We start from the raw sequence: 20,228 nt of genomic DNA on the forward strand, positions 1-20,228 counted from the left end.
GCTGGTCAAGGCATGCTCACCAGCTGAGCGACGGACGCGGCCGCGCGATCGGCCGCATCCTGCGCGTCGGTGGGCTGCAGCATCAGCCGGAACACCGTACCGCGCCCCGGCCGCGAGGCCAGGCCCAGCGGATGGCCGAGGATGGCCGCCAGGCGGGCCACGATGTACAGCCCCAGGCCGAAGCCGTCTTCGGTGCCAGCGTGGCTCGGCACCTTGTAGAACTCCCGGAAGATCTCGCGCTGGTGCACCGGTGCGATGCCCAACCCAGTGTCCCACACCTCGATGCGCGGGCCGTTGGCCGTGGAGCGCGACGCCAGCAGCACGCCGCCGCGCTGCGTGTACTTGACGGCGTTCGACACCAGGTTGCCGACGATGCGCCGCAAGAGAATCGGGTCTGACAGCACCGTGCCCGCCGAGGCATGGACCCGAAATTCGAGGCCCTTCGCCTGGGCGAGCGGCCGGTACTGCAGCTCCAGGTCGTGCAGCAGCTTGCCCAGGTCGACCGCCTCGATGTTCAGCTTGATCTTGCCGGAGTCCAGCCGTACCAGGTCGAACAGCGAATCGAACAGCGCGTTGACGGCCTTGGTCGATTCCACGATCTTGGGCGCGATCTCGTGCACCAGTTCCGGCTCGCTGCCCAGCCAGTCGGCATAGAGACTGAGCGCGTGCACCGGCTGGCGGATGTCGTGCGCCGCGCTGGCGAGAAACCGGTTCTTGATTTCCACCGCGTCGAGCGCGGCCTGGGTCTGCCGGGTGAGCGATTCGATCAGCTGGTTGTTGCGGTACTGCAGCTCGAAGTTCTTGCGGTGCGTGACGTGCAGGCGCAGGCCCGCCTGGCGCAGCACCTGCCAGAAGATCACCAGCAGCGCGATCACCCAGTAGTGATAGTACGGGCCGTGGAACTGCAGCTCGATGCCCACCCGCCAGCCCATCACCGCCAGCGCCGTGAAGGCCAGCGTGTCCAGGTAGGCGCGCATGGTCGCCAGGTGGCTGGACAGGCTGTTGATCGAGAACATCGCCAGCCCCGCCATGATCAGCCAGCAGATGAACTGGTCGGCCAGCGACGAGCGGTCGAAATAAAGGAGCGCCGTCAGCCCCCACACGAAAGCGCTGATCGGCCAGAGAATGCGGTAGCGCCTGAAAAAGGCCAGGTGGCCCGCGGGCCCGCGCGCCATCACCTGGGCGACGTACTTGCGGATGATGGAAAAACGGGCGGCCGCCACCATCAGGGCGACGCCGGCCCACAGCAGCAGCACGCCGACGGTCGCGTCGTCCCACAGCACGCCCACGAAGATCGGGATCAGCAGCCATCCGGCCAGCTGGGTGGTACGCGCCGTCCGCATCAGGCTGCGGATCAGCTCCGCCTCGACCCACTGGGCCTCTGCGGGCGTGGCGATCACGGGCTGGACGTCGGGTTTCATGGGCCCGAGTCTAGAACATCGATGTAAGTCGGAGGGACCAAAGGCGCCATTGTTGACGGCGTTGTCCGACACGCCTGCCAGACACGTCCTACAACCGAAATCAGCCCGGCCGGAGTACGCTGGCTCTCTGCACAACGTTTCTTATGCAAGCAAATGCAACGCCTTGAGCAAGCCCTAGCTCTCTGCGAGAGCAAGTCGTTCGGGCATGATGAATTCATCGCCTTGCTCAACCATGAGTTGCGTACACCGTTGGGCGCACTGTTGGCGGCAAGCGAAGTACTGGACTCCGTGACGCCCGGATCGCCGGACGACGCCTCGGCACGCGCCGTGATCGCGCGCCAGGTACGCCAGATGGGGAGTGTGTTGGATGAGTTGGTGCGCATCGGACGCACCATCGCTTCCAGGCAGGAGATCTGAACGATGAGCCACGCATTGATCGTCGAAGATGACGTCGACTCGGCGCGGATGATGGCGACGCTGGTGACGCAGAAGGGCTTTTCGGCCGCCACGGCGCCATCGCTGTACGATGCCCGCCGCCAGATCGCATTGCAAACCCCCGACGTGGTGCTGCTGGACCTGGGCCTTCCGGACGGCAATGGCATGTCGCTGCTGGATGAGCACGACTTGATCGGCAGTTCCGAAATCGTGCTGATGACGGGCAACGCCACCTTGGAAACGTCGATCCAGGCCCTGCGTTATGGGGCTGCGGACTACCTGATCAAGCCCGTCAGTGCGCGGCAGTTGCACAGCGTCCTGTCGCGCGTCAGCCCGCCGGCGGTGATGCGGGCGGAGGTCGACAACTTCCGGCTCGACCTGAACCGTACGGGCCGCTTCGGGCACCTGGTGGGGACCTCCGACGCGATGAAGCGCGTGTATGAGCAGATCGGCCGCGTCGCCGCCACCTCGGTCACGGTGCTCATCACGGGCGAAAGCGGCACCGGCAAGGAACTGGCGGCCCGCACCCTGCACGACCTGAGCCGCCGGCGGGCGCATCCGTTTCTCGCGATCAACTGCGGCGCGATCTCGCCACACCTGATGGAAAGCGAGATCTTCGGCCACGAAAAAGGCAGTTTCACCGGCGCCGAGCGCCAACACCTGGGCTTCTTCGAACGAGCGCACGGCGGCACGCTGTTCCTGGACGAGATCACCGAGATGCCGCCTTCGCTGCAGGTCAAGCTGCTGCGCGTGCTGGAGACGGGGACCTTCATGCGCGTCGGGTCCACCGTGCCGCAGGAAACCGACGTGCGCGTCATCGCGGCCACCAACCGAGACCCGCTGCGGGCTGTCGGCCAGGGCAGTTTGCGCGAAGATCTGTACTACCGCCTCAACGTCTTTCCGCTGCACATGCCAACCTTGCGCGAACGCGCCGAGGATCTTCCGCTTTTGGCCAACCATTTCCTGCAGCAGATCGGCCAGCGCGAAGGCGCCTTCAAGCGCATCACGCCGGCGGCACAGCAGCGGCTGGCCGCGATCCGCTGGCGGGGCAACGTGCGCGAGCTTCGCAACGCCATGCAGAGGGCCTACGTGATGGCGGCAGGCCCCGAGATCGGCGACCAGTGGCTGCCGCAGGATGCCCAGACTGCTGCTTACGATGGCACGCTACAAATGCCGCTGGGCATGCCGCTCGCCGAAGTCGAACGCCGGGTGATCCTGGCGACGCTGGAATACCACGACTTCCACAAGGAGCGAACGGCCGCCGGCTTGGGGATCAGCCTGAAGACCCTTTACAACCGCCTGAAAGAATACGGCCTTTAGGGCCTGCGGAAGAAAGAGCTTTGCTCGGCATTGCCGCAAGATTTACCGATGGGCAGAAACCGACGCACATCCGAATCCTTGCAAATCAACAACATAGCGCGCGCGCACGGCGGGCACGAAGATTGCCACTAGACAGTTCTCTTCAACCCCCCGTCTAGAAAGGACGCCACATGTCTCTCGAATACACGGAACAGGTCAAGGACACCCCGATCGCGGCGCGCCGCAACCCGCGTGGTTTCGCCGCCATGGATCCGCAACGCCAGCGTGAGATCGCGAGCCTTGGTGGCCGCGCCGCGCATCAGAGTGGCCACGCGCACGAGTTCAATAGCGAAGAAGCCCGCGTCGCCGGGCGCAAGCGCCACCAGCCGAAGGACGGCAGCGCCGCCGGCAAGCGCTGATGCGCGTTCTCCCGCGACCGCCCCGCTGTAGGACACGGCGGGCCGTTCTTGGGCCGAGGCACTGACAGTGCCTCGGCGCGGCAGGCCCTACGATGTTTCGATGAATGCCCCCGCCGCCCTCCTTCATGAGGCCAATGTCGCAGCGCTGGCGCAGGCCTGCAATGCCCTCTGGCTGGCCACCCTGTCGCTGATGACAGCCTTCATGCACAACACAGCGCCCGCGCACCGCTACCTGCTCGCGCGCAAGATCGCCAGCAACTTCGCGCTGCTCGAGCAGCAACCCGAATGTTTCAGCGCGGACAGCCGCACTTCCTTCGCGCGCCTGGCGCGCACCTGGACCGCCCAGGCCGACCGCCTGGCCCGCCAGGAAGACCGGCCACGCGGCGGGCTGGGACTCTTGGTTCCCGCGCTGTTCGGCGGCCGCTAGCGAACCGCGTCCAGAGGCGCCCCCGTGTCAACCACCGCCTACTACCTGGCTTGGCTCGGCGTGGGCCTCTCGGTGATCGCCCTGGCCAGCGGCTTGATCGTCCGGCACCTACGCTTGGGGTGGACGCGCCAGGCGATGGCCGCCCAGCTGTTCGATGCCCTGGATCGTTGCTCGACATGGGTGGCCGCGCAAAGGCAAGCCATGTTGTTCCAACCGGATGCCTGGGGCGGTGACGCGGCCCTGGAAGAAGTGCGCACGATCCAGCGGCAATGGTTCGCGCCTCTGGAACGGGAGGCGCAGGAGCTGTACGCCGCCCACGCGCAATTGGCGGAATTCCTGTGGACGCAGCAAGCGCTTCGGCTGACGGACACGGAGGCTTGGCTGCTGTCCGAAGCCGACACGCAATTCATGGCACTGTGGCGGCTGCACCGCGCTGCCACGCAGGCGCTCGCGGTGAAGCTGGAAGGCGTGGCGGGTGTCGCGGCGACGCGCGGCCTGGGCGCCGCGTCATCGTTCCCGGCGTAGCTTGGCCAGCGTCACCGGTTCAGAAGGCTCGGCGAACTGGACGTCGTCCACGCCGGCTTCGTCCGGATCGGATTCACGCCTGCGCTGCCGCTCCAGATTCATGTGGGGGATGACGCTTGCAGCGCCATGGCCAGATCGGGGCGCGATGAGATCCTTGCTTACGTCGGCAGGCTTGCGGATTAGCATTTGATGCGCATCGTACCGGCCGCCCCCATGGTCCAGCACCAGCAGAAGTCGCACCTGGGCGTCATCCTTTTCCTACATGGAGAACGCCAAAAAAAAGCCGGCCGCTACGTTTTCGATAGCGGCCGGACTTGATGGCTGGCGGAGCAGGTGCCCGCCCGTCGAGCTCCCGTTAGGCCTCCGCAGGCCATCTTGGCCGCGCGCCTTCACGCTTCCTCAGAGGTACGAGCGGTTCCCCTTCCATCCTCAGGCCTTCTTAGGCCAGCGCAGAATTCCGTATCAATAACGGGGTCCGAAAACGGGGTCTGTGGATTTATGGCACGGATAGCTAAGCAGTTGTCGGCGGCTGAGGTTGCGCGGCTGAAGATGCGCGATGACCGCCGCTTGCACGCAGTAGGCGGCACGCCGGGCCTGTGCTTGCAACTGATGCCCGACCGGTCGCCGTCCTGGGTGTTGCGGTGCACGGTGGACGCGCGGCGGCATGAAATGGGGCTGGGCAAATACCCCGAGGTCACGCTGGCTCAGGCGCGCCAGAAGGGCCGCGAGGCGCGCGACCTGGTGGCGTTGGGCATTGACCCCATCCTTGACCGGCGAGAGGCCCGAGGGGCCAATCTAGGCGCGCAGGCGAAGGCTCGTGCGGACCAGCTGGCTGCGGAAGCCAAGGCCGCCGAGGCAGCTGCTGAGGCAAAGGCCAAGTTGGTCACGTTCAAGGAGGCTGCGGAGCGGCTCATGAAAGTGAAGTCGCCGGAGTGGCGCAGCGCCAAGCACGCCGCGCAGTGGCGCGCCACCCTGGAGACGTACGCCTACCCGAAGATCGGGCACATGCCAGTGAATGAGGTGAAGAAGAGCCACCTGCTAGAGGTCCTTGAGCCTCTTTGGCACACACGGACCGAAACCGCCGAGCGCCTCCGCCAGCGGATTAGCGTTGTCCTGGATTGGGCTACATCCAGCGAACTGCGCTCGGGGCCGAACCCGGCAAGATGGAAAGGAAACTTGGACACCGAGCTGCGCAATCCCAAGAAGCTTAAGCCGGTGAAGCACCTGCGCGCGTTGCCAGTCGCCGCCATGCCCAGTTTCATGAAGGACCTGCGTGGGCAAGCCGGGATGGGCGCGTTGGCCTTGCAAGTGCTGGTCTTGACCGCCGCGAGGTCGGGCGAGGTGCGCGGCGCAACCTGGGACGAGATCGATCTGGACTCGGCGGTGTGGACCGTGCCTGCCGGAAGAATGAAGGGCGGCAAACTGCACAGGGTGCCGCTCAGCGACGCAGCGGTGCTGCTGCTGCGGGGCGTGCCCCGGATCGAGGACTGCAACTTGGTGTTCCCGTCGAACAAGCTGGGGCAGGTGAGCGATATGACCCTGCTCGCCGTGCTGAAGCGCATGAAAGTGAAGGCCACGGTTCACGGGTTCCGAAGCGCCTTCCGGGTTTGGGTTGGCGAAAACACGGCCTTCCCGTCCGAGCTGGCCGAACAAGCGCTGGCTCACGCCCTGGGTGGCGTGGAAGCCGCCTACATGAGATCGGACCTGCTGGAAAAGCGGCGTCAGCTGATGGAGGCGTGGGCACAGTTCCTGGCGGGACCCAAGGTCATGGAAATCGAACCAACGTGAGCGGACTTTTGCAGGGCCCGACCTTGCGCCTAGCTGCCTTTCAGTTGTGGCCTGGTTCTCCTGCTTTCGTCGTGCATCACTATGGTGTAAAGTGGTGCACCTCTGCTACGGGTATTGTCCATGGCCCAGAAGAAGTCCAAATCGAGTACGACAACCACACGCCGGACGTCCGTTACCTTCCCCAGTGATCTGTATCGAACGCTTGAGCAGATCGCTGAACAGCAGAAATTGTCAGTCGCCTGGGTCATCCGGGATGCGACAGAAAAATATGTCAGCGAGCGATGGCCGCTGCTAGAGAGGAAGGAGTGAGGCAATGACCATTGCGGAACGAGTCCGGGGAAGTCCCGCATGCCTGGCTAATCTGGTGGAGGCCGCCTGCGATTCATCGCCCATAGCTGGCCTTACGCACAATTTCTATCGGTACCCCGCGCGTTTCTCGCCCAAACTTGTCCGTGCAGCCATAGACGCTTTTACTGATCCGGGCGATCTTGTGCTTGACCCATTTGTGGGTGGTGGCACCACGCTCGTCGAGGCGATGGTTTCAGGCCGCCATGCTATCGGCTCCGATATCAGCTCCCTCGCGACATTCGTCAGTGAGGTAAAAACGACCCTCTTCACTGACGCCGAGTTGGAACGATTAACGAAGTGGGCAGGCACGATCGCAGCGGGGATCAACATCTGGGCACCTGTGACTCAGGATGTCATGTATGAGAACGCGGGTTACATGCGCAATCTTGACGGTGCGGCGACCTGGCGCTTAAAGAAGGCCATCGAGCAGGTGCTACAGACGGCCAGACTGCTGAACAGCAGCCGACTAGAAGCCTTCGCGCGCTGTGTCGTGCTCCGTACCGCGCAATGGGCATTGAATGGACGCAAAAAGCTGCCGACGATCGACGACTTTCGCGAGATGTTGTGCACCGACGCTGCCGCGATGATTGAAGGATCACGGGCACTGCGTGAAGCCATCAAGACTGGGGGCCACGCTGAGGTCAAAGTTCACTGCTTGAATCGGACAACGAATGGCCTTGAAACCGAAAAGATATTTGCCACTGGGAAAGCGCCCCAGCTGGTTGTTACTTCGCCTCCGTATCCTGGCGTGCATGTCCTGTATCACCGATGGCAAGTTGACGGTCGAAAAGAAACTCCGGCTCCGTTCTGGATCGCCAATCGACTGGACGGCGATGGTGCCGCTTACTACACGATGGGCGCGCGCAATACGGTGCAGCTCAACACCTACTTCGCGAATTTGCGTGCGTCCCTGAAGTCCGTCGCGGCGCTGTGTTCAAGGGAAACCATGGTCGTGCAGGTCGTTGCATTCTCGGAGCCGGAATGGCAGCTACCTCGCTACTTGTCGGTAGCTGATGACGTCGGGTTGATCGAATGCATTTTGCCAAATGTGAATCACGCATCGGATGGCCGCCTTTGGCGGACAGTGCCAAATCGCAAGTGGTACGCGGACCAACGCGGCGACACTAGCAGTAGCCAAGAGGTCGTCTTGTTTCACCGTAAGCGTTTATAAAACTTCCTCGACGGCCGCGTCCACGTCGTTGGTCTCCGCCAAGCCCGCTAAATCACTTTCGTCCAAGTCGTCTTCGCCCAATTCCCCCAGGGTCTGGATCATGGGTAAGAGTACTGGAGCGACCGCACGGCTGAAAACGCGGACGTGGTCCTGAAGGTTAGCCTCCGCGTCTTTCTCGTCGCTCGCCGCTGCGCCGGGCTTCTTGTGCAGATGCTCATGTATCAGACCCATGCCGATCAATACTGCACCAACTTCAAATTGCTTCAGCAAGACTTGGGCGTTTGACTTGCTCGCCTTCAGTTCTGTCTGCAGGGAAAGATTGTCCTCATTGAGATAGAACATGTAGCTGATTTCGGACTTGCCGTTAACCTCACTGATGTCCTCAATGAGATCGAGGCATGAATTCTCATCCGAAAAATGCTCGGCCCACTTGGGATCCGACTTCTTCAGGCGGATTACCGTTGGGAGCGCTATTCCCCCTTCACCGTCTGGTACGGGGCCAGGCTTACTGCCCGGCGGCGGCGGCTTGACTGACGGCGTGCTCTTGACTACGTGCATAGCGGGGGCGACCAGCAACGTCATCACGTTCTTGAACGTGCGTTGCATGATTTCGTCTTCGACGATCATTTCGTAGATAAGCGTGTCGCCGGGTTTCGCACTGGCGGGCAGATCGAATGAAATCGTGGCACGTCCGCGGACCAAATTCGGTCCATTAAACGACTGAATGGGCTCTGACTGACCATCCGTGAGACGGTGGAATTTGAACACTCCAGGATCGTACTTGCGCGTGAAATAGGCGTCTTCCGCGTCCGTCGCGAAGATGACGCGGCACTTCTGATCCATATGAGCCGCCCTCTTGAGTTCCACGCCTGGTTCCTTGCCAGTGAAATGGAAGTACGTTGGGTGTGAATGCAGTTTGGGCGGCGCGGGGTCGGGTTGCACTTTTTCCGGCTTGAACGGTGTGGAAAGACGTTCACCCTTTCCGAACAGCTTCGCCAATGCCGGCGAACTCTTCAGCACGTGTTTAAGCACAGATTCGAGCGGCTTGTTGTCGCTCAACTGTTCTTGAAGGTCTTGCTGGGCGCGTTTATTGCGCAACTCGCGCAGCCCCGGGTGCTCATGCAGTGCGTCCTCCAGGTTTCGTTCCAGTTCCGTGAACAGGGGCGATTCCTCGGCCACGCGGTCGCGGCTGCTCATGAACAAATCATCCCTCTGGTTGGCATCGAGCGTAGAGCAATCCACGACGACAAGAAGATCTCTGGCGAGCCGCTGAAGCCCAACGCGCTTCCTGGCAAATATGGTGGCCTTGATATCCGCATGTGCCTGCCCATTCACCGTAAAGATGACACCTTCATTGCTCCTGTACGTGGCTGCCTTCGTAGGCTTGAACGCGAAGACGCGCGCAATAATCTGCTTGCCTTGGATAGTGATGGGCATGCTCATTGGCGGCGTATCTTCGAGGTTGTCACTTTTTTGCAAACGCGCGAATAGTCCGGCCATGGTCGTCGACTGCTCGGACGCCCCCTTTTCGCCTACCCCATGGGCGCGCTTGCGGCACTCGTGCATTCGAATGGGTAGAGCCGGGTCTGGCAAGAGTAGGTCGAGCTTGTACAGCAAGCCGTCACGGCGAATGATGTTGCCTGTGCTCTTCAGCTGGTAGGCATACAGCTTTATTAGGGTTCCAGATTCCACATCGCGCTTGTATGCCACATCCCCCTTGGGAAAGAGCGGCATCGTCGGCGCCTTAAAGCGAAGAACCCCGCCCTTTCGTGGCTCAGTATCGGCACCCAATGGAGCTAGATAAGTCAACACCGGAATTTTGCTGGTCGCTGTGGCCTCCTCGCGCCGGACGATGGTAAAGCCCCAGCAATCGTCGCTCTCGTGCTTGGGGTAATTTGCGGAAACGTTGGGCGCCCCGATGAGCTTGGGGTGCCGGCGCGAAACGATGAGCTGAAGCTTGGCATTTCCGCAATGGCGAATGGCTCCGCTTCCGCCTTGACAGAATTTTCCCTGGACGAACGGGACGGATGCCTTGTTGCGCTTGCCTAAGGAGACCAAGGTATCGGGGAACGCTTCGGGGGTATGACCCTCTCCCAGGTCGGCAATGTTTACCGAGGGCTTCGTTGAAGATTTGGAGCCGGGCGCTTCTGTCGTAAAAACGGAGATATTCTCCGCGACCTTCGTGCGAAAACTGACCGGCCAATCTTCGACCCGGCCACCCGACGTTGTGAGCTTGGCCGTGTGCTCGATGAACTTCGCCACCGCTTCGCGAATGGACTTCGGCGCGGTGGGGCCTTCGGGATCAATCCCTTCGAGCAGACACTTCAACGTCAGAACAGAGTCGATCGAGTTGATGTTCTTTTCGTTCAACGCGAAGTCGGCGCGCCCTTGCTGTCCGCCCGCCTGCGACCAATTCAACTCGTTGTCGCCGTAATAACGCCAGCACGCCGGGTTGTCCCAATAGCCTGCGTTCTTGAGAAGGGCGATTACCTCCGCCTCGGAGTCTTCATGGATGAGTTTTTCGCAGAGATCCTTGGCGGTGTTGGAGTGCATGGTTGCCCTTGGTAGTGAAAGGTGAGATCCGGTACTACAGCTTGAACTCGACGGCAACACGACTGCCTTGCTCGGTCATGCGCGCCTTCAGGGCATCGACTTCCTTGTTCAGGGCGTTGACGATTTTCTTTACGTCAGCCTCGTCGTATTGATAGTGGGACTTGTTGCCGAGCTTGCCGATAACTCGGATGGCACGGATCGCATTGATGGTGCGGTTCTCCGCTAGTAGAACGAACTTTTCACGCTTCGCGCTGGTCAGTTCCTTGACCACCGATTTCGATTTTGTCGCGGATTCCACGGGCTTCTCCTTTTCCGAAAAGACAGATCATATTGGCGACAAATCTCCTTGTCAAATAGCCGTAAAAATCTTTGCTAAATTAGGCGATATCTGAAGCACAAAATGCCATCGAATTCTTGCAAAAAGTGCTGTCGCGCCTCTGGGAATTACGATCGCGTTGCGCGTGCGCGCACGGAAACCAATAACTAGACAAAATAAGTAGGCTATTAGGGGCTTGGAGCAATGCAACATGGCCCCCGACTCCAAGGATTTGCGTCGCTGGGGCGGGCCGCGCTGAGTCTTTGGCTAAGCGGATTAGTCCGCCCCTGTGGGTTTTTTGGCCGGATTTGGCCCCTCCCACGCCGTGGCGACGCGCTGCTAGAAGCCCTCGCGCTTGAGCGGCGATACCACAGACTCCGATCGAGAGTCGCGTGGACCTTCGCCAATCGCTCCTACAGTACGGCAGCCTTAAGGCTGTGAAACGCAGTGGACCTCAACGTTCGGCAGTCCGGATAAATCCGCTCGCGCTGCACGTGCGACGCCTTTTAGATCTGGTTCAGTTGTCGGGACGACAGACTGTTAGGGGTGGAGCTCGCTGTTTGAAGTGAATACCTGGGACTCAGCGAGCAGCAACGTGTGGACGGCCCCCCGGGGCGCCAGTCCAACCTGTGCGTTCGACGCATTGAGCTGCCGCAACGTCTCCACCGGCAAGGAAAACATCGGAGGTAGGTCCTGATGGCAGGGTTGGAGAGCCTGGCTTATATCTGACGCGCTTCGGGCGGCAGCAACGCCTCTATCACAGCATTCAAATTCAAACCTAGGCCCGCTACGTTGGGCTTCAGTTCGATCACCCTATTCAGGCGCCGAAGGTTGACGACAAATAACCCTCTGCCTGTAGCAGACAGCTGGAGCTCGTGGGCGCCGAGCGATCTCACCAACTCTTGGAGTTTGCCCGCACCCAGCGCACCCGCGATCATTCGGAGGAGCGTCTGTATGAGGTCGTGAGCGCTCTCGCTTGCCTCCGAGGTGGCGAGTGGAACCAAATACACCGGCTGCTGGGTATGCGCCAAGTTCCCTTCCGAAATTACGAGACACGTAGTTGAGTGGAGAATGCCCTCGATCGCGCCAAGTCCACCCGCCAAGTTGCGCGACAAAAACTGATACAGCTCCTCGGAAAGGTCTCGGGGTCCCGTGACAAGCCCAGCGTTCTTTCCAAATGACGCGGCCAAGCTTTGAAGGTTGTCGCCAATCCATCGCGCATGCACACCGGACGACATGTCTAGGACGTGAACGAAGTATTCGATTCCGCCGGTAGGTAGATTGTGAAGAGTGCTGACGTGGAAGCCCATGATGACCCCTTTAGCGTAGATGCAGCGGCGGCGAAGTATTTCGGAGTGTCTAGCACAAGGACGCCCTTGCGTCCGTCGCGGGACTGCCTTCTACGATCGCACGTGCCAGGACACGCTAGCCTTTAGATTGGAAGGCAAGGATCTGCTCCATCTCTTCGATCTTGATCTGTGCAACCGACTCGTCGAATTTCCGCCGGTTCAACTCCTCTTGCAACGCAAACTGGACGGCGAGCTCTTTGGCGCGACCAACCTCACCTTGCAAGAATGCGATGTCGTGCTGAATCACTTTAAGTCGCTTGAGGAAAAAATCTCGAATATCCGTGCATGCATTCTCGTTGTACACAAAGCTCATCTTCGTCCCCTACCTATAAATCAAGCGTCAAATCTCCAGCATAGCGTCAGAATCGAGGGCCGACCGCGTCTGGGCGTCCGTGTGTTCTCTAAGCCTTGCCGATCCGCTCCGTACCTTCGCGAGACACGATGTCGTCGGGGTGCATTTTCTGAACCATTCGGATGGCCTCCGCCTCGTTCCTTGCTTCGACGGTGACGGGGAAACTCAGTTCGTCTGACTTAAGTTCCACGCCCTCGCCGTTCACATTTCTACCCTCATTCCAGAATAGACGATAGTCGTTCTGTCGACCACGGAAAATGACCAGAACGCTGTAAATGCTCTTTGACATCCTACTGTCTCCCCGGCGCATTAGCCCAAAGAAACCGGCGCTTGAGCGTCGGTTTTGGCTGACAGGTTAGTCTTCCGCTACACGTGAAATGCATGAACCAGGTTGCCTAAAAGAGTGGGCTGGAGATACGTGGTCTTGTTCACTGGAATGATCATCGTAGAGACGCTGGGTAGCAACTTGACGCCTAAATTCATGCGCCACGCCGTGAGCCCGCAGACCAGATCTCTCCACTTGTGGGGCGGCTCGTTCTTGTAAGGAAGAACAAGGAAGAACCAATAGCAGTTAATTGCGATCATACGGACTACGAAGCGATGAGACATTGGACCATCGTATGGAATCTCCGCACATCGTAAGTGCCTCGGCTCCAGAAATTTCTCAGTTCCTTCGTTTAAATTGATCGCCCTCGAAGCAGTGACAATCTGAAGGCGGAGCTCAACTGGGGGGCGATAGCCGCCGTGAAGCATGAAGTTGATCAAACCCTTGTGTGCTTTAACAACCTTCTCAGAGGCATCTGCTCTGGCGGAGTTGAATGATACTTTTAGCAGCGCCCTTAGGAGCAATTCATGGTCATACGAGATAGACGCCTGCTCCCCTGGAAGCAAGATCTGGTGGAAGTGAGCGTCATAAAGAGAGGCAAGGTAGGAATCAAGCTTGCTGAGAAGAACGTTATTGCAGTGTGCGCAAACGTCCTTGATCGTTGGGTCTCCTTTATAGAACTTGGATTCCCTCTTCGAATACGTTAGCAAGCTCTCATACTTTTCAATCAAGCAGTTGGGCCAAATATGCTCCTTGGTAAGCGGAGCACTCTGGCCACAGTATGAGCACGTCTTCATTGTGCCAGCAACCCTACCGTGATGTGCGCCGCAGCGCGGGTGTGATGAACCGACGGTGGCGGCCTACGCTGACGGCCAAGTGGGGCGATGCTTTCGGTTTGGACATTTGCTGCTTGTTCTGCACAGCCAAATTGGACCACAAACCCATCACGCTCGATCTAAGCTTTTCGACACCTTGACCAATCTGTCAAACACACAGCCTCTTCTCAACCCGGCGGAGCCTCTGGTAGGGCTTGTCAGTGAAGCAGTTGCGCCGGCCCTTCTGGCTCTCCCAGCCTCGCAGCGATTCCTGCCGAGTCCCGCTCTAGCTGTTCGTTGAGCAACATGAGCAAACGCAGCGTAATCGCTTCTTCTACCCCTGCCTGTGCGCTGTAGCCCTCAGCTCGAAGACTGTCCATGAACGCTCGGGCCGCGCACGTCGCCCGCTCGTCGTTCAAGCGCCGCTGATGCAAGACCATGTCAGCCACGCTCTCGTACTAGTTTCCAGCGTGGCCGCAGCCGCGCGTAGAACGGCGCTCGGGGGCAGACTCGCTCCGACGCGGAGGTTGCTGCGATATGCGCCCAACAGCGCTCCAAGCTCGGCTTGGAGCGTGGCGGCATCGATGCCGTGCGGTGCGAGCAGGCCCGCTAAATCGGCGACCGTTTCGTCGATCCAAAAGTGGTCGGCCACCTCGGTCGCCTCTTGGGCAGATGTCAGCCCTCGGCGAGTTCTTCCGGCACCTCATGCAAGGTACGCAGCCTCCAATTGCCCAGCGGCGGCCCGACGACCTCGTAAACGCCCAGGATGTCAGAGCCATTGCGCAATACCACGCACAGCATTTCCCCGACATCCTCCACCGTGCAGAGTTGGCGGCTGGGCGTATACCCCACCGGCCCGACGGCGCGCCTGTACACGGTCAGCGCCCGGTCAATCATCGCTTGGTCGTCCATGGCTTCACCCCACCAAAGAAGTAGTCAAGGACTCAGCGTAGCCATCGCGGCCTTCAAAGGCAACTCGACCGCGCCACTCAATTGTGACGCGACGTCCAGGGAGTTTTTTGGCGCTTCTGGGGCCGCCTGTGATAGCGTGACGCCCACATCAATGCACTTGTTGAGGTGCCTTTAACACCTTGCTGGACAGCACATTTCCAAGGACGGTCGAAATGGATTTCTCTATTGGCAACTACCACAGCATCGCCGACTCGATGATTTCAGAGTGGACCCGAAGAAGCCTAGCTCCGATGGTTGCGTCGAAAGGTCCTGGCTGTTTCATTTGGGATGCGAAGAAGAACGGTATTCAAAGTACAGGCATGTTCTACACAAAGGACATGGTCCCGAAGTACTTCAACGGTGAAATGGCCATTGGGCTCCAGCAAATGATCGAAGAGGCTGACCACTCAAGTGAAGTTGTGGTGGCCTTGATCTTCGACGACAAGGCGATGGGCTTGCGGTTGGCGAAGACGGACTCCAATAAAGCCAAGGAACTCGTTCCGCCGATCATTCACTAGCAGCGAGGCCCGGCAACTTTGAGCTGCCGATGATTTTGGCGGCTATCGGGCCTTGCCAGTGGTGGCGAGCAACCTATGCCCGCGTGATCGCTTGCAGGGCGGCTATGTACTCCGAGTTCATGATAGGGTGAATGCCGAAGCCGAAGTTGCCCATGCGCTTCAAAAACTCCGGGAACCAGTCCAGGTCGCTGAGCGGGATCATCGGATTGAACATCATGCCATCGCTGCCCGTCACCATCTTGTCGAAGCCCTGGACCGCACCGGTGTAGGGCGAAATTCTGTCGATGACGAAGGTGTTGCGCAAGGAGTAGTGCTTGCGAGGCGAACCCGCCAGTCGCTCGCCCGTCACGGTCCACAAGCGCGCACCAATGAACCGGGTTGGGTCTGCAATGCGCTGACCGGTAAGTTGCGAATGGACGTTGATGTCCAACGCGCCATACCCCATCGTGTCCGGATTGTGATAGGCGGCGAAGTGGTTCATTGATTCCCTTAAGTGGCCCTATCGGCGGCCAAGAATTTACCGTGAGTACCCGTCCTCGCGCAATTTGTTCAGCTCCACCCGCAGTGCCGACTTGGCTTCATCACTTCGTTGGGCGAACAATCGCAACCCGGCTTCCTGTTGCGCTGAGGTGAGGTCATTCCAGTTGGACAGTTTGGGGCCGTCAACAAGCTGACCCAGCGCGCCCGTGTAGTCGTTGTAGGCTTTTTGAGCGCGCTCCGAGCACGCCGACAGGTGACTGACCTCCCAAATTTCGCCGCCCCTCGATTCCGCATGCATGAGCTGCGTCGCAACCCTGCCTTCCCTACTTAGCTTCATGAGATTGGCAGTCTTTTCCGCATAGCGCGTCGCTTTCTCGAGCACGGCGGCGCCTTCCCGGCAGTCGCGCTTAGTGGGAATTGGGGCGGCTTCAATTTGGGCGGACACTTTCTCGGGTGAAAACTTCGACGCGAGGTGGGATCCGCCGAAAATTATCAATACAGCGGCAGCGCCGAGAGCGAACGAAGACTTGTCCATGATGCAAAACTCGCCATGTCGAAGGCTTCAAGTGGACTGGCAGCTGCACCCTGGCACAAGGCCAAAATGTCCTCATTCCACTGGGATTTGTCTCCTAGGAGCCCAGCTCCAGAATCCGCTGGGGTCGCACGAGCCGACGGACGACCCGCAAGCGCGCTGATCCGTGCTGCGATACCGGGGTTCAAAACGGGGTCGAACAAAGAGAAATGCCCCATGAGGCTACGAGCCGCATGGAGCATGGGGTCTTGGCGGAGCAGGTGGGATTCGAACCCACGGTACGGCATAACCGTACACCGGATTTCGAGTCCGGCGCATTCGACCACTCTGCCACCGCTCCTGATTCGGTTCGCGTGGTGCGAAGCCCGTGATTCTAACCGATCACGGTTTCAGCGTTTCAAGCCCGCCCATGTACGGCCGGAGCGCTTCCGGCACCGTGACGGACCCGTCGGCGTTCTGGTAGTTTTCGAGCACGGCAACCAGCGTGCGGCCGACGGCCAGGCCGGAACCGTTGAGCGTGTGGACGAGCTCGTTCTTGCCCTGCGCGGACTTGAACCGGGCCTGCATGCGCCGCGCCTGGAAAGCCTCGCAATTCGACACCGAGCTGATCTCGCGGTATGTGTCCTGGGCCGGCAGCCAGACTTCCAGGTCGTAGGTCTTGGCCGCGGTGAACCCCATGTCGCCGGTGCAAAGCAGCATCACGCGGTAGGGCAAACCCAGCTTCTGCAGGATGGTTTCGGCGTGGCCGGCCATTTCTTCCAACGCTTCGTAGCTCTTGTCCGGGTGCACCATCTGGACCATCTCGACCTTGTCGAACTGGTGCTGGCGGATCATGCCGCGCGTGTCGCGCCCGGCGCTGCCCGCTTCCGAACGGAAACAGGGCGTATGGGCGGTCAGGCGGATCGGTAGTTGGTCCTGCGCCACGATCTCGTCGCGCATGAAGTTCGTGAGAGACACCTCGCTGGTGGGAATGAGGTACAGCGCCTGCTGCTCTTCAGAGGCAAAGCCTTCCTGCCCGCCTTTGGTGACGGCGAAAAGATCCTCTTCGAACTTGGGCAGCTGGCCCGTCCCGCGAAGCGTCGCGGCGTTCACGATGTAGGGCGTGTAGCACTCGGTGTAGCCGTGCTCCTGCGTCTGCACGTCCAGCATGAACTGCGCAAGCGCGCGGTGCAGGCGGGCAATCTGCCCTTTCATCACCGTGAAGCGCGAACCACTCAGCTTGACGCCCATCTCGAAGTCCAGGCCCAGCTTCTCGCCGATGTCCACGTGGTCCTTGACCGCGAAGTCGAATTGGCGCGGTGTGCCCCAGTCGCGCACCTTCTGGTTGCCGTGTTCGTCGGCGCCGACGGGCACGCTTTCGTGCGGCAGGTTGGGCACGGACAGCAGGAGCGACTGCATCTCCGGCTGGATCTGCTCCAGCCGGGCGGCCGAGCTGTCGAGTTCCGCTTTGAGCGACGCGACCTGCGCCATGACGCCGTCGACCGATTCGCCCTTGGACTTCAGCTGGCCGATCTGCTTGGACAGCTGGTTGCGCTGCGCCTGCAATTCTTCCGTGCGGGTCTGGATGGTCTTGCGTTCCGCTTCCAACGAGGTGAAGGCATGAACGTCGAGGAAGGCCTGCGGCTTTTTGCGCGTCTCCAGGCGGGCCACGACCGAGGCCAAGTCTTTTCGTAACAGGGTGATATCGAGCATTGGCCGATTTTAGTTGCCAAGCACGCGGGTCCGAGCGGCCATGGACACCGGGTGGCCGATGCAGCGAATGTCCCCCGTCGGCCTCCGGCCTCCCTCCTCCTTTATTTCGCCGCCCCGATCCCGACCCGGCATGTCGAGCCTAGGAGAGCGTCGCCGGATCCAGGTTCGCCCCGCAAATGACGAGGCAAACCTTCTCATCCGCACGTGGTTTGTAGACGCCCGTCTGCAAGGCGGCTAGCCCCAGCGCCGCCGCCGGCTCCACGGCGAGCTTCATCTGCTTCCACAGCCACAGCTGCGCGTCGCGTATGGCGGCATCGGGCAGCAGCAGTGAATCCTTCACGTGACGCTGCGTGATCTCCCACGCGATGCCGCCGATGCGTTTGGCACCCAGTGAATCCGCGGCGACGCCACTGACCGCTACGTCCACTGGCTCGCCGGCCCGGCGTGCGGCATACAACGTCGGCGCGAGCTCGGGTTCTAGCGCCACCACACGCGCGCGCTGTTCGAACCAGGACGCGATGCCCGCGATCAGGCCGCCGCCGCCCACGCTCACGAGCACGCTGTCAGGCAACCCGCCCTGCTCTTCGATCTCCTGCGCCAGCGTGCCGGCGCCAGTCACCACTTCGGGCTGGTCATACGCATGCGTGAGCAGCGCGCCGGTTTCCTTTTGGCGTGCCAGGCAGGCTTCCAGCGCCTCGGCGTACACCGCACCGGTCACCACCACCTGCGCGCCCAGCTCGCGCAGCTTGGCCTGCTTCATCGCGCTGCTGACGGTGGGCACGAAGACTTCGCACTTCACGCCCAACGCCTTCGCCGCCGCGGCGGTGGCGATGCCCGCATTGCCACCGGAAGCCACGATGACGCCGCTTTCCGGCACCGGGTTCGACAGCAGCCGATTAAGCATCCCGCGCGCCTTGAAGCTGCCGCCGACCTGGAACTGCTCGAGCTTCAGCCAGACCTCGGCGCATTCCACACCCAGCGCCGCACCGGGCAGCTGCCACAACGGCGTACGGCGAATGAAATGGCCGTAGCCCTCGCGGAATCTTGCGTTCGCGCTCTCGATTTCAGAGCGGCTCACAGCTTCAGCCCCTTCGGCAGCGGGAACTTCACCGTCTCTTCGATGCCGTCCATCTTGCGCACCGACACGGCGCCCAACTCCTTGATGCGCGCGATCACTTCTTTCACCAGCACCTCGGGGGCCGACGCTCCGGCCGTGAGGCCCACGCGCGACTTGCCCTCGAACCATTCGGGCCGCAGCTCGCCCGCGTTGTCGACCATGTAGCTGTCCACGCCCAGCTTGCGCGCCAGTTCGGCCAGGCGGTTGCTGTTGGAACTGGTGGGGCTGCCCACCACCACCATCACATCGACCTGCGGCGACATGACCTTGACCGCGTCCTGCCGGTTCTGCGTGGCGTAGCAGATGTCCTGCTGCTTGGGCTGGCGGATGCTGGGAAAGCGCTCGCGCACGGCGGCCATGATCTCGGCGGCGTCGTCCACCGACAAGGTGGTCTGCGTGACGACGGCCAGTTTGGCGGTTTGCTCCGGCTGCACACCAGCCACGCCGGCCACATCTTCCACCAGGTGAATGCCGTGGTCCAGCTGGCCCATCGTGCCTTCCACTTCCGGATGGCCCTTGTGGCCGATCATGATGAACTCGTAGCCTTCTTTTGCGAGCTTGGCCACTTCGATGTGGACCTTGGTCACCAGCGGGCAGGTGGCGTCGAAGATGTCGAAGCCCCTCGCCCGCGCCTCTTCCTGCACCGCCTTGCTCACCCCGTGGGCCGAGAACACCAGCGTGGAACCCGGCGGCACCTCGGCGAGGTCTTCGATGAAGATCGCGCCCTTGGCCTTCAGGTCATTGACGACGAAGGTGTTGTGCACGATTTCGTGGCGCACATAGATCGGCGCGCCGAATTTCTGCAACGCGCGCTCGACGATCTCGATCGCGCGGTCCACACCCGCGCAGAAGCCGCGCGGTTCCGCCAGCAGAATTTCCATGTCGGGAGTCATAGCACGCCGATCACTTGCACTTCGAACGTGACGGGCTGGCCTGCCAGCGGGTGGTTGAAGTCGAACAGCACCGCGTCCGCCTTGCCGTCGGGAAGTTCTCCATTCCCGCCGTCTTTGCCCACCTGCCGTACGCTGCCCGCATAGCTGGCCATGCCGTCGGGCGTGGGGAACTGCACCACGTCGCCGACCTGGTAGTTCTCGTTCGGGTCGCCCATTTCGTTGAGGAGGCGCCGCGCCACCCATTGCAGCATTTCGGGGTTGCGGTCGCCGAAAGCCTCGCCGGGCGGGATGTCGAAGGTGGCGTGCGCGCCCTCCTCCAGGCCGATCAGGCGCTTCTCCACGGCCGGCGAAAGCTCGCCCGTGCCCAGCGTCAAGGTGGCGGGTTTGTCCTTGAAGGTGTTGATGATGTCGCCGTCCGGCCCGGCCAGCCGGTAGTGCAGCGTGAGGAAAGAGCCCGCCTGGATGCGGTGCGCGGTGGTGGCCATGGAAGTCCCGATAAACT

Annotated in this window: 24 protein-coding genes and 1 tRNA gene; 9 read left to right on the forward strand and 16 right to left on the reverse strand. The window is 61.0% G+C overall.

Annotated elements, in window-relative coordinates; translation table 11 throughout:
• Positions 1-5 precede the first annotated feature (5 nt).
• Positions 6-1,421, reverse strand: a complete 1,416-nt coding sequence (locus EEB15_RS20000; protein WP_141511648.1) for a HAMP domain-containing sensor histidine kinase — start codon at positions 1,419-1,421, stop codon at positions 6-8.
• A gap of 153 nt (positions 1,422-1,574) precedes the next feature.
• Between EEB15_RS20000 and EEB15_RS20005 the strand changes: the two genes are divergently transcribed.
• The 5 genes from EEB15_RS20005 (at position 1,575) to EEB15_RS20025 (ending at position 4,526) form a co-directional block, all read left to right on the forward strand.
• Positions 1,575-1,838, forward strand: coding sequence for a histidine kinase dimerization/phospho-acceptor domain-containing protein (locus tag EEB15_RS20005; protein ID WP_141511649.1), 264 nt, complete (start codon positions 1,575-1,577; stop codon positions 1,836-1,838).
• A gap of 3 nt (positions 1,839-1,841) precedes the next feature.
• A complete protein-coding gene (locus EEB15_RS20010; RefSeq protein ID WP_141511650.1) occupies positions 1,842-3,176 on the forward strand; it encodes a sigma-54 dependent transcriptional regulator in 1,335 nt (444 codons plus the stop codon).
• A 170-nt stretch (positions 3,177-3,346) separates the two neighbouring features.
• Entirely contained in the window at positions 3,347-3,574 is a 228-nt protein-coding gene (locus EEB15_RS20015; RefSeq protein ID WP_141511651.1) for a KGG domain-containing protein, read from the forward strand.
• 100 nt (positions 3,575-3,674) lie between these two features.
• Positions 3,675-4,001 (forward strand): hypothetical protein, encoded by a 327-nt coding sequence (locus EEB15_RS20020; RefSeq protein ID WP_141511652.1) that lies wholly within the window; start codon positions 3,675-3,677, stop codon positions 3,999-4,001.
• Positions 4,002-4,025: 24 nt separating this feature from the next.
• Positions 4,026-4,526, forward strand: a complete 501-nt coding sequence (locus EEB15_RS20025) for a hypothetical protein (RefSeq protein WP_141511653.1) — start codon at positions 4,026-4,028, stop codon at positions 4,524-4,526.
• Here EEB15_RS20025 and EEB15_RS20030 read toward each other — a convergent pair.
• Positions 4,509-4,766 carry a hypothetical protein gene (locus tag EEB15_RS20030; RefSeq protein WP_141511654.1) on the reverse strand — a complete coding sequence of 86 codons (258 nt, stop codon included), beginning with the start codon at positions 4,764-4,766 and terminating at the stop codon, positions 4,509-4,511. The genes EEB15_RS20025 and EEB15_RS20030 overlap by 18 nt on opposite strands.
• 258 nt (positions 4,767-5,024) lie before the next feature.
• Between EEB15_RS20030 and EEB15_RS20035 the strand changes: the two genes are divergently transcribed.
• From EEB15_RS20035 to EEB15_RS20045, 3 genes are all read left to right on the forward strand, one after another.
• Positions 5,025-6,314: a site-specific integrase gene (locus tag EEB15_RS20035; protein ID WP_141511655.1), complete on the forward strand. Its 1,290-nt coding sequence runs from the start codon at positions 5,025-5,027 to the stop codon at positions 6,312-6,314.
• A gap of 120 nt (positions 6,315-6,434) precedes the next feature.
• Positions 6,435-6,623, forward strand: a complete 189-nt coding sequence (locus tag EEB15_RS20040; protein WP_141511656.1) for a ribbon-helix-helix protein, CopG family — start codon at positions 6,435-6,437, stop codon at positions 6,621-6,623.
• 4 nt (positions 6,624-6,627) lie between these two features.
• Positions 6,628-7,833: a DNA methyltransferase gene (locus EEB15_RS20045; protein WP_141511657.1), complete on the forward strand. Its 1,206-nt coding sequence runs from the start codon at positions 6,628-6,630 to the stop codon at positions 7,831-7,833.
• On the opposite strand, the gene EEB15_RS20050 is transcribed toward EEB15_RS20045, so the two are convergent.
• The 7 genes from EEB15_RS20050 to EEB15_RS20080 all read right to left on the reverse strand — a co-directional run bounded on the left by EEB15_RS20050 (position 7,828) and on the right by EEB15_RS20080 (position 14,455).
• Complete coding sequence (locus EEB15_RS20050; protein ID WP_141511658.1) at positions 7,828-10,386, reverse strand: hypothetical protein; 2,559 nt, start codon at positions 10,384-10,386, stop codon at positions 7,828-7,830. The two genes, EEB15_RS20045 and EEB15_RS20050, sit on opposite strands and share 6 nt — an antisense overlap.
• A gap of 34 nt (positions 10,387-10,420) precedes the next feature.
• Positions 10,421-10,684, reverse strand: coding sequence for a hypothetical protein (locus EEB15_RS20055; RefSeq protein ID WP_199236579.1), 264 nt, complete (start codon positions 10,682-10,684; stop codon positions 10,421-10,423).
• A 737-nt stretch (positions 10,685-11,421) separates the two neighbouring features.
• Positions 11,422-12,012, reverse strand: coding sequence for a hypothetical protein (locus EEB15_RS20060; RefSeq protein ID WP_141511659.1), 591 nt, complete (start codon positions 12,010-12,012; stop codon positions 11,422-11,424).
• 115 nt (positions 12,013-12,127) lie between these two features.
• Entirely contained in the window at positions 12,128-12,364 is a 237-nt protein-coding gene (locus EEB15_RS20065; RefSeq protein WP_141511660.1) for a hypothetical protein, read from the reverse strand.
• A gap of 88 nt (positions 12,365-12,452) precedes the next feature.
• On the reverse strand, positions 12,453-12,692 hold the full coding sequence (locus EEB15_RS20070; RefSeq protein WP_141511661.1) for a hypothetical protein: 240 nt from the start codon (positions 12,690-12,692) through the stop codon (positions 12,453-12,455).
• Between the two features lie 77 nt (positions 12,693-12,769).
• Positions 12,770-13,459, reverse strand: coding sequence for a hypothetical protein (locus tag EEB15_RS20075; RefSeq protein ID WP_141511662.1), 690 nt, complete (start codon positions 13,457-13,459; stop codon positions 12,770-12,772).
• Between the two features lie 759 nt (positions 13,460-14,218).
• A complete protein-coding gene (locus EEB15_RS20080; protein ID WP_141511663.1) occupies positions 14,219-14,455 on the reverse strand; it encodes a hypothetical protein in 237 nt (78 codons plus the stop codon).
• 212 nt (positions 14,456-14,667) lie between these two features.
• On the opposite strand from EEB15_RS20080, the gene EEB15_RS20085 reads away from it, so the two are divergent.
• Positions 14,668-15,012 carry a hypothetical protein gene (locus tag EEB15_RS20085; RefSeq protein WP_141511664.1) on the forward strand — a complete coding sequence of 115 codons (345 nt, stop codon included), beginning with the start codon at positions 14,668-14,670 and terminating at the stop codon, positions 15,010-15,012.
• A 73-nt stretch (positions 15,013-15,085) separates the two neighbouring features.
• Here the strand turns inward: EEB15_RS20085 and EEB15_RS20090 are convergent, their stop codons facing one another.
• From EEB15_RS20090 to EEB15_RS20120, 7 genes are all read right to left on the reverse strand, one after another.
• Positions 15,086-15,493, reverse strand: coding sequence for a hypothetical protein (locus EEB15_RS20090; protein ID WP_141511665.1), 408 nt, complete (start codon positions 15,491-15,493; stop codon positions 15,086-15,088).
• Between the two features lie 36 nt (positions 15,494-15,529).
• A complete protein-coding gene (locus EEB15_RS20095; protein WP_141511666.1) occupies positions 15,530-16,027 on the reverse strand; it encodes a hypothetical protein in 498 nt (165 codons plus the stop codon).
• A gap of 246 nt (positions 16,028-16,273) precedes the next feature.
• Positions 16,274-16,364 (reverse strand) — tRNA-Ser (locus EEB15_RS20100).
• Positions 16,365-16,405: 41 nt separating this feature from the next.
• Positions 16,406-17,716, reverse strand: coding sequence for a serine--tRNA ligase (gene serS / locus EEB15_RS20105; protein WP_141511667.1), 1,311 nt, complete (start codon positions 17,714-17,716; stop codon positions 16,406-16,408).
• 139 nt (positions 17,717-17,855) lie between these two features.
• On the reverse strand, positions 17,856-18,794 hold the full coding sequence (locus EEB15_RS20110; protein ID WP_141511668.1) for a threonine/serine dehydratase: 939 nt from the start codon (positions 18,792-18,794) through the stop codon (positions 17,856-17,858).
• A complete protein-coding gene (ispH, locus tag EEB15_RS20115; RefSeq protein ID WP_141511669.1) occupies positions 18,791-19,726 on the reverse strand; it encodes a 4-hydroxy-3-methylbut-2-enyl diphosphate reductase in 936 nt (311 codons plus the stop codon). The genes EEB15_RS20110 and ispH overlap by 4 nt, the downstream gene beginning before the upstream one ends.
• Positions 19,723-20,211 carry a peptidylprolyl isomerase gene (locus EEB15_RS20120; protein WP_141511670.1) on the reverse strand — a complete coding sequence of 163 codons (489 nt, stop codon included), beginning with the start codon at positions 20,209-20,211 and terminating at the stop codon, positions 19,723-19,725. Before EEB15_RS20120 ends, ispH begins: the two co-directional genes overlap by 4 nt.
• Between the last annotated feature and the right edge of the window lie 17 nt (positions 20,212-20,228).

The sequence above is a fragment of the Ramlibacter sp. WS9 genome (assembly GCF_003797765.1).
Taxonomy (GTDB): domain Bacteria; phylum Pseudomonadota; class Gammaproteobacteria; order Burkholderiales; family Burkholderiaceae_C; genus Ramlibacter.

Coding starts and splice junctions, on each gene's coding strand:
- EEB15_RS20080 (WP_141511663.1), bottom strand. CDS start 14,455: ATGGACGACCAAGCGATGATTGACCGGGCGCTGACCGTGTACAGGCGC.
- EEB15_RS20120 (WP_141511670.1), bottom strand. CDS start 20,211: ATGGCCACCACCGCGCACCGCATCCAGGCGGGCTCTTTCCTCACGCTG.
- EEB15_RS20040 (WP_141511656.1), top strand. CDS start 6,435: ATGGCCCAGAAGAAGTCCAAATCGAGTACGACAACCACACGCCGGACG.
- EEB15_RS20085 (WP_141511664.1), top strand. CDS start 14,668: ATGGATTTCTCTATTGGCAACTACCACAGCATCGCCGACTCGATGATT.
- EEB15_RS20050 (WP_141511658.1), bottom strand. CDS start 10,386: ATGCACTCCAACACCGCCAAGGATCTCTGCGAAAAACTCATCCATGAA.
- EEB15_RS20060 (WP_141511659.1), bottom strand. CDS start 12,012: ATGGGCTTCCACGTCAGCACTCTTCACAATCTACCTACCGGCGGAATC.
- EEB15_RS20015 (WP_141511651.1), top strand. CDS start 3,347: ATGTCTCTCGAATACACGGAACAGGTCAAGGACACCCCGATCGCGGCG.
- EEB15_RS20095 (WP_141511666.1), bottom strand. CDS start 16,027: ATGGACAAGTCTTCGTTCGCTCTCGGCGCTGCCGCTGTATTGATAATT.
- serS (WP_141511667.1), bottom strand. CDS start 17,716: ATGCTCGATATCACCCTGTTACGAAAAGACTTGGCCTCGGTCGTGGCC.
- EEB15_RS20090 (WP_141511665.1), bottom strand. CDS start 15,493: ATGAACCACTTCGCCGCCTATCACAATCCGGACACGATGGGGTATGGC.
- EEB15_RS20020 (WP_141511652.1), top strand. CDS start 3,675: ATGAATGCCCCCGCCGCCCTCCTTCATGAGGCCAATGTCGCAGCGCTG.
- EEB15_RS20045 (WP_141511657.1), top strand. CDS start 6,628: ATGACCATTGCGGAACGAGTCCGGGGAAGTCCCGCATGCCTGGCTAAT.
- EEB15_RS20010 (WP_141511650.1), top strand. CDS start 1,842: ATGAGCCACGCATTGATCGTCGAAGATGACGTCGACTCGGCGCGGATG.
- EEB15_RS20000 (WP_141511648.1), bottom strand. CDS start 1,421: ATGAAACCCGACGTCCAGCCCGTGATCGCCACGCCCGCAGAGGCCCAG.
- EEB15_RS20005 (WP_141511649.1), top strand. CDS start 1,575: ATGCAACGCCTTGAGCAAGCCCTAGCTCTCTGCGAGAGCAAGTCGTTC.
- EEB15_RS20065 (WP_141511660.1), bottom strand. CDS start 12,364: ATGAGCTTTGTGTACAACGAGAATGCATGCACGGATATTCGAGATTTT.
- EEB15_RS20035 (WP_141511655.1), top strand. CDS start 5,025: ATGGCACGGATAGCTAAGCAGTTGTCGGCGGCTGAGGTTGCGCGGCTG.
- ispH (WP_141511669.1), bottom strand. CDS start 19,726: ATGACTCCCGACATGGAAATTCTGCTGGCGGAACCGCGCGGCTTCTGC.
- EEB15_RS20070 (WP_141511661.1), bottom strand. CDS start 12,692: ATGTCAAAGAGCATTTACAGCGTTCTGGTCATTTTCCGTGGTCGACAG.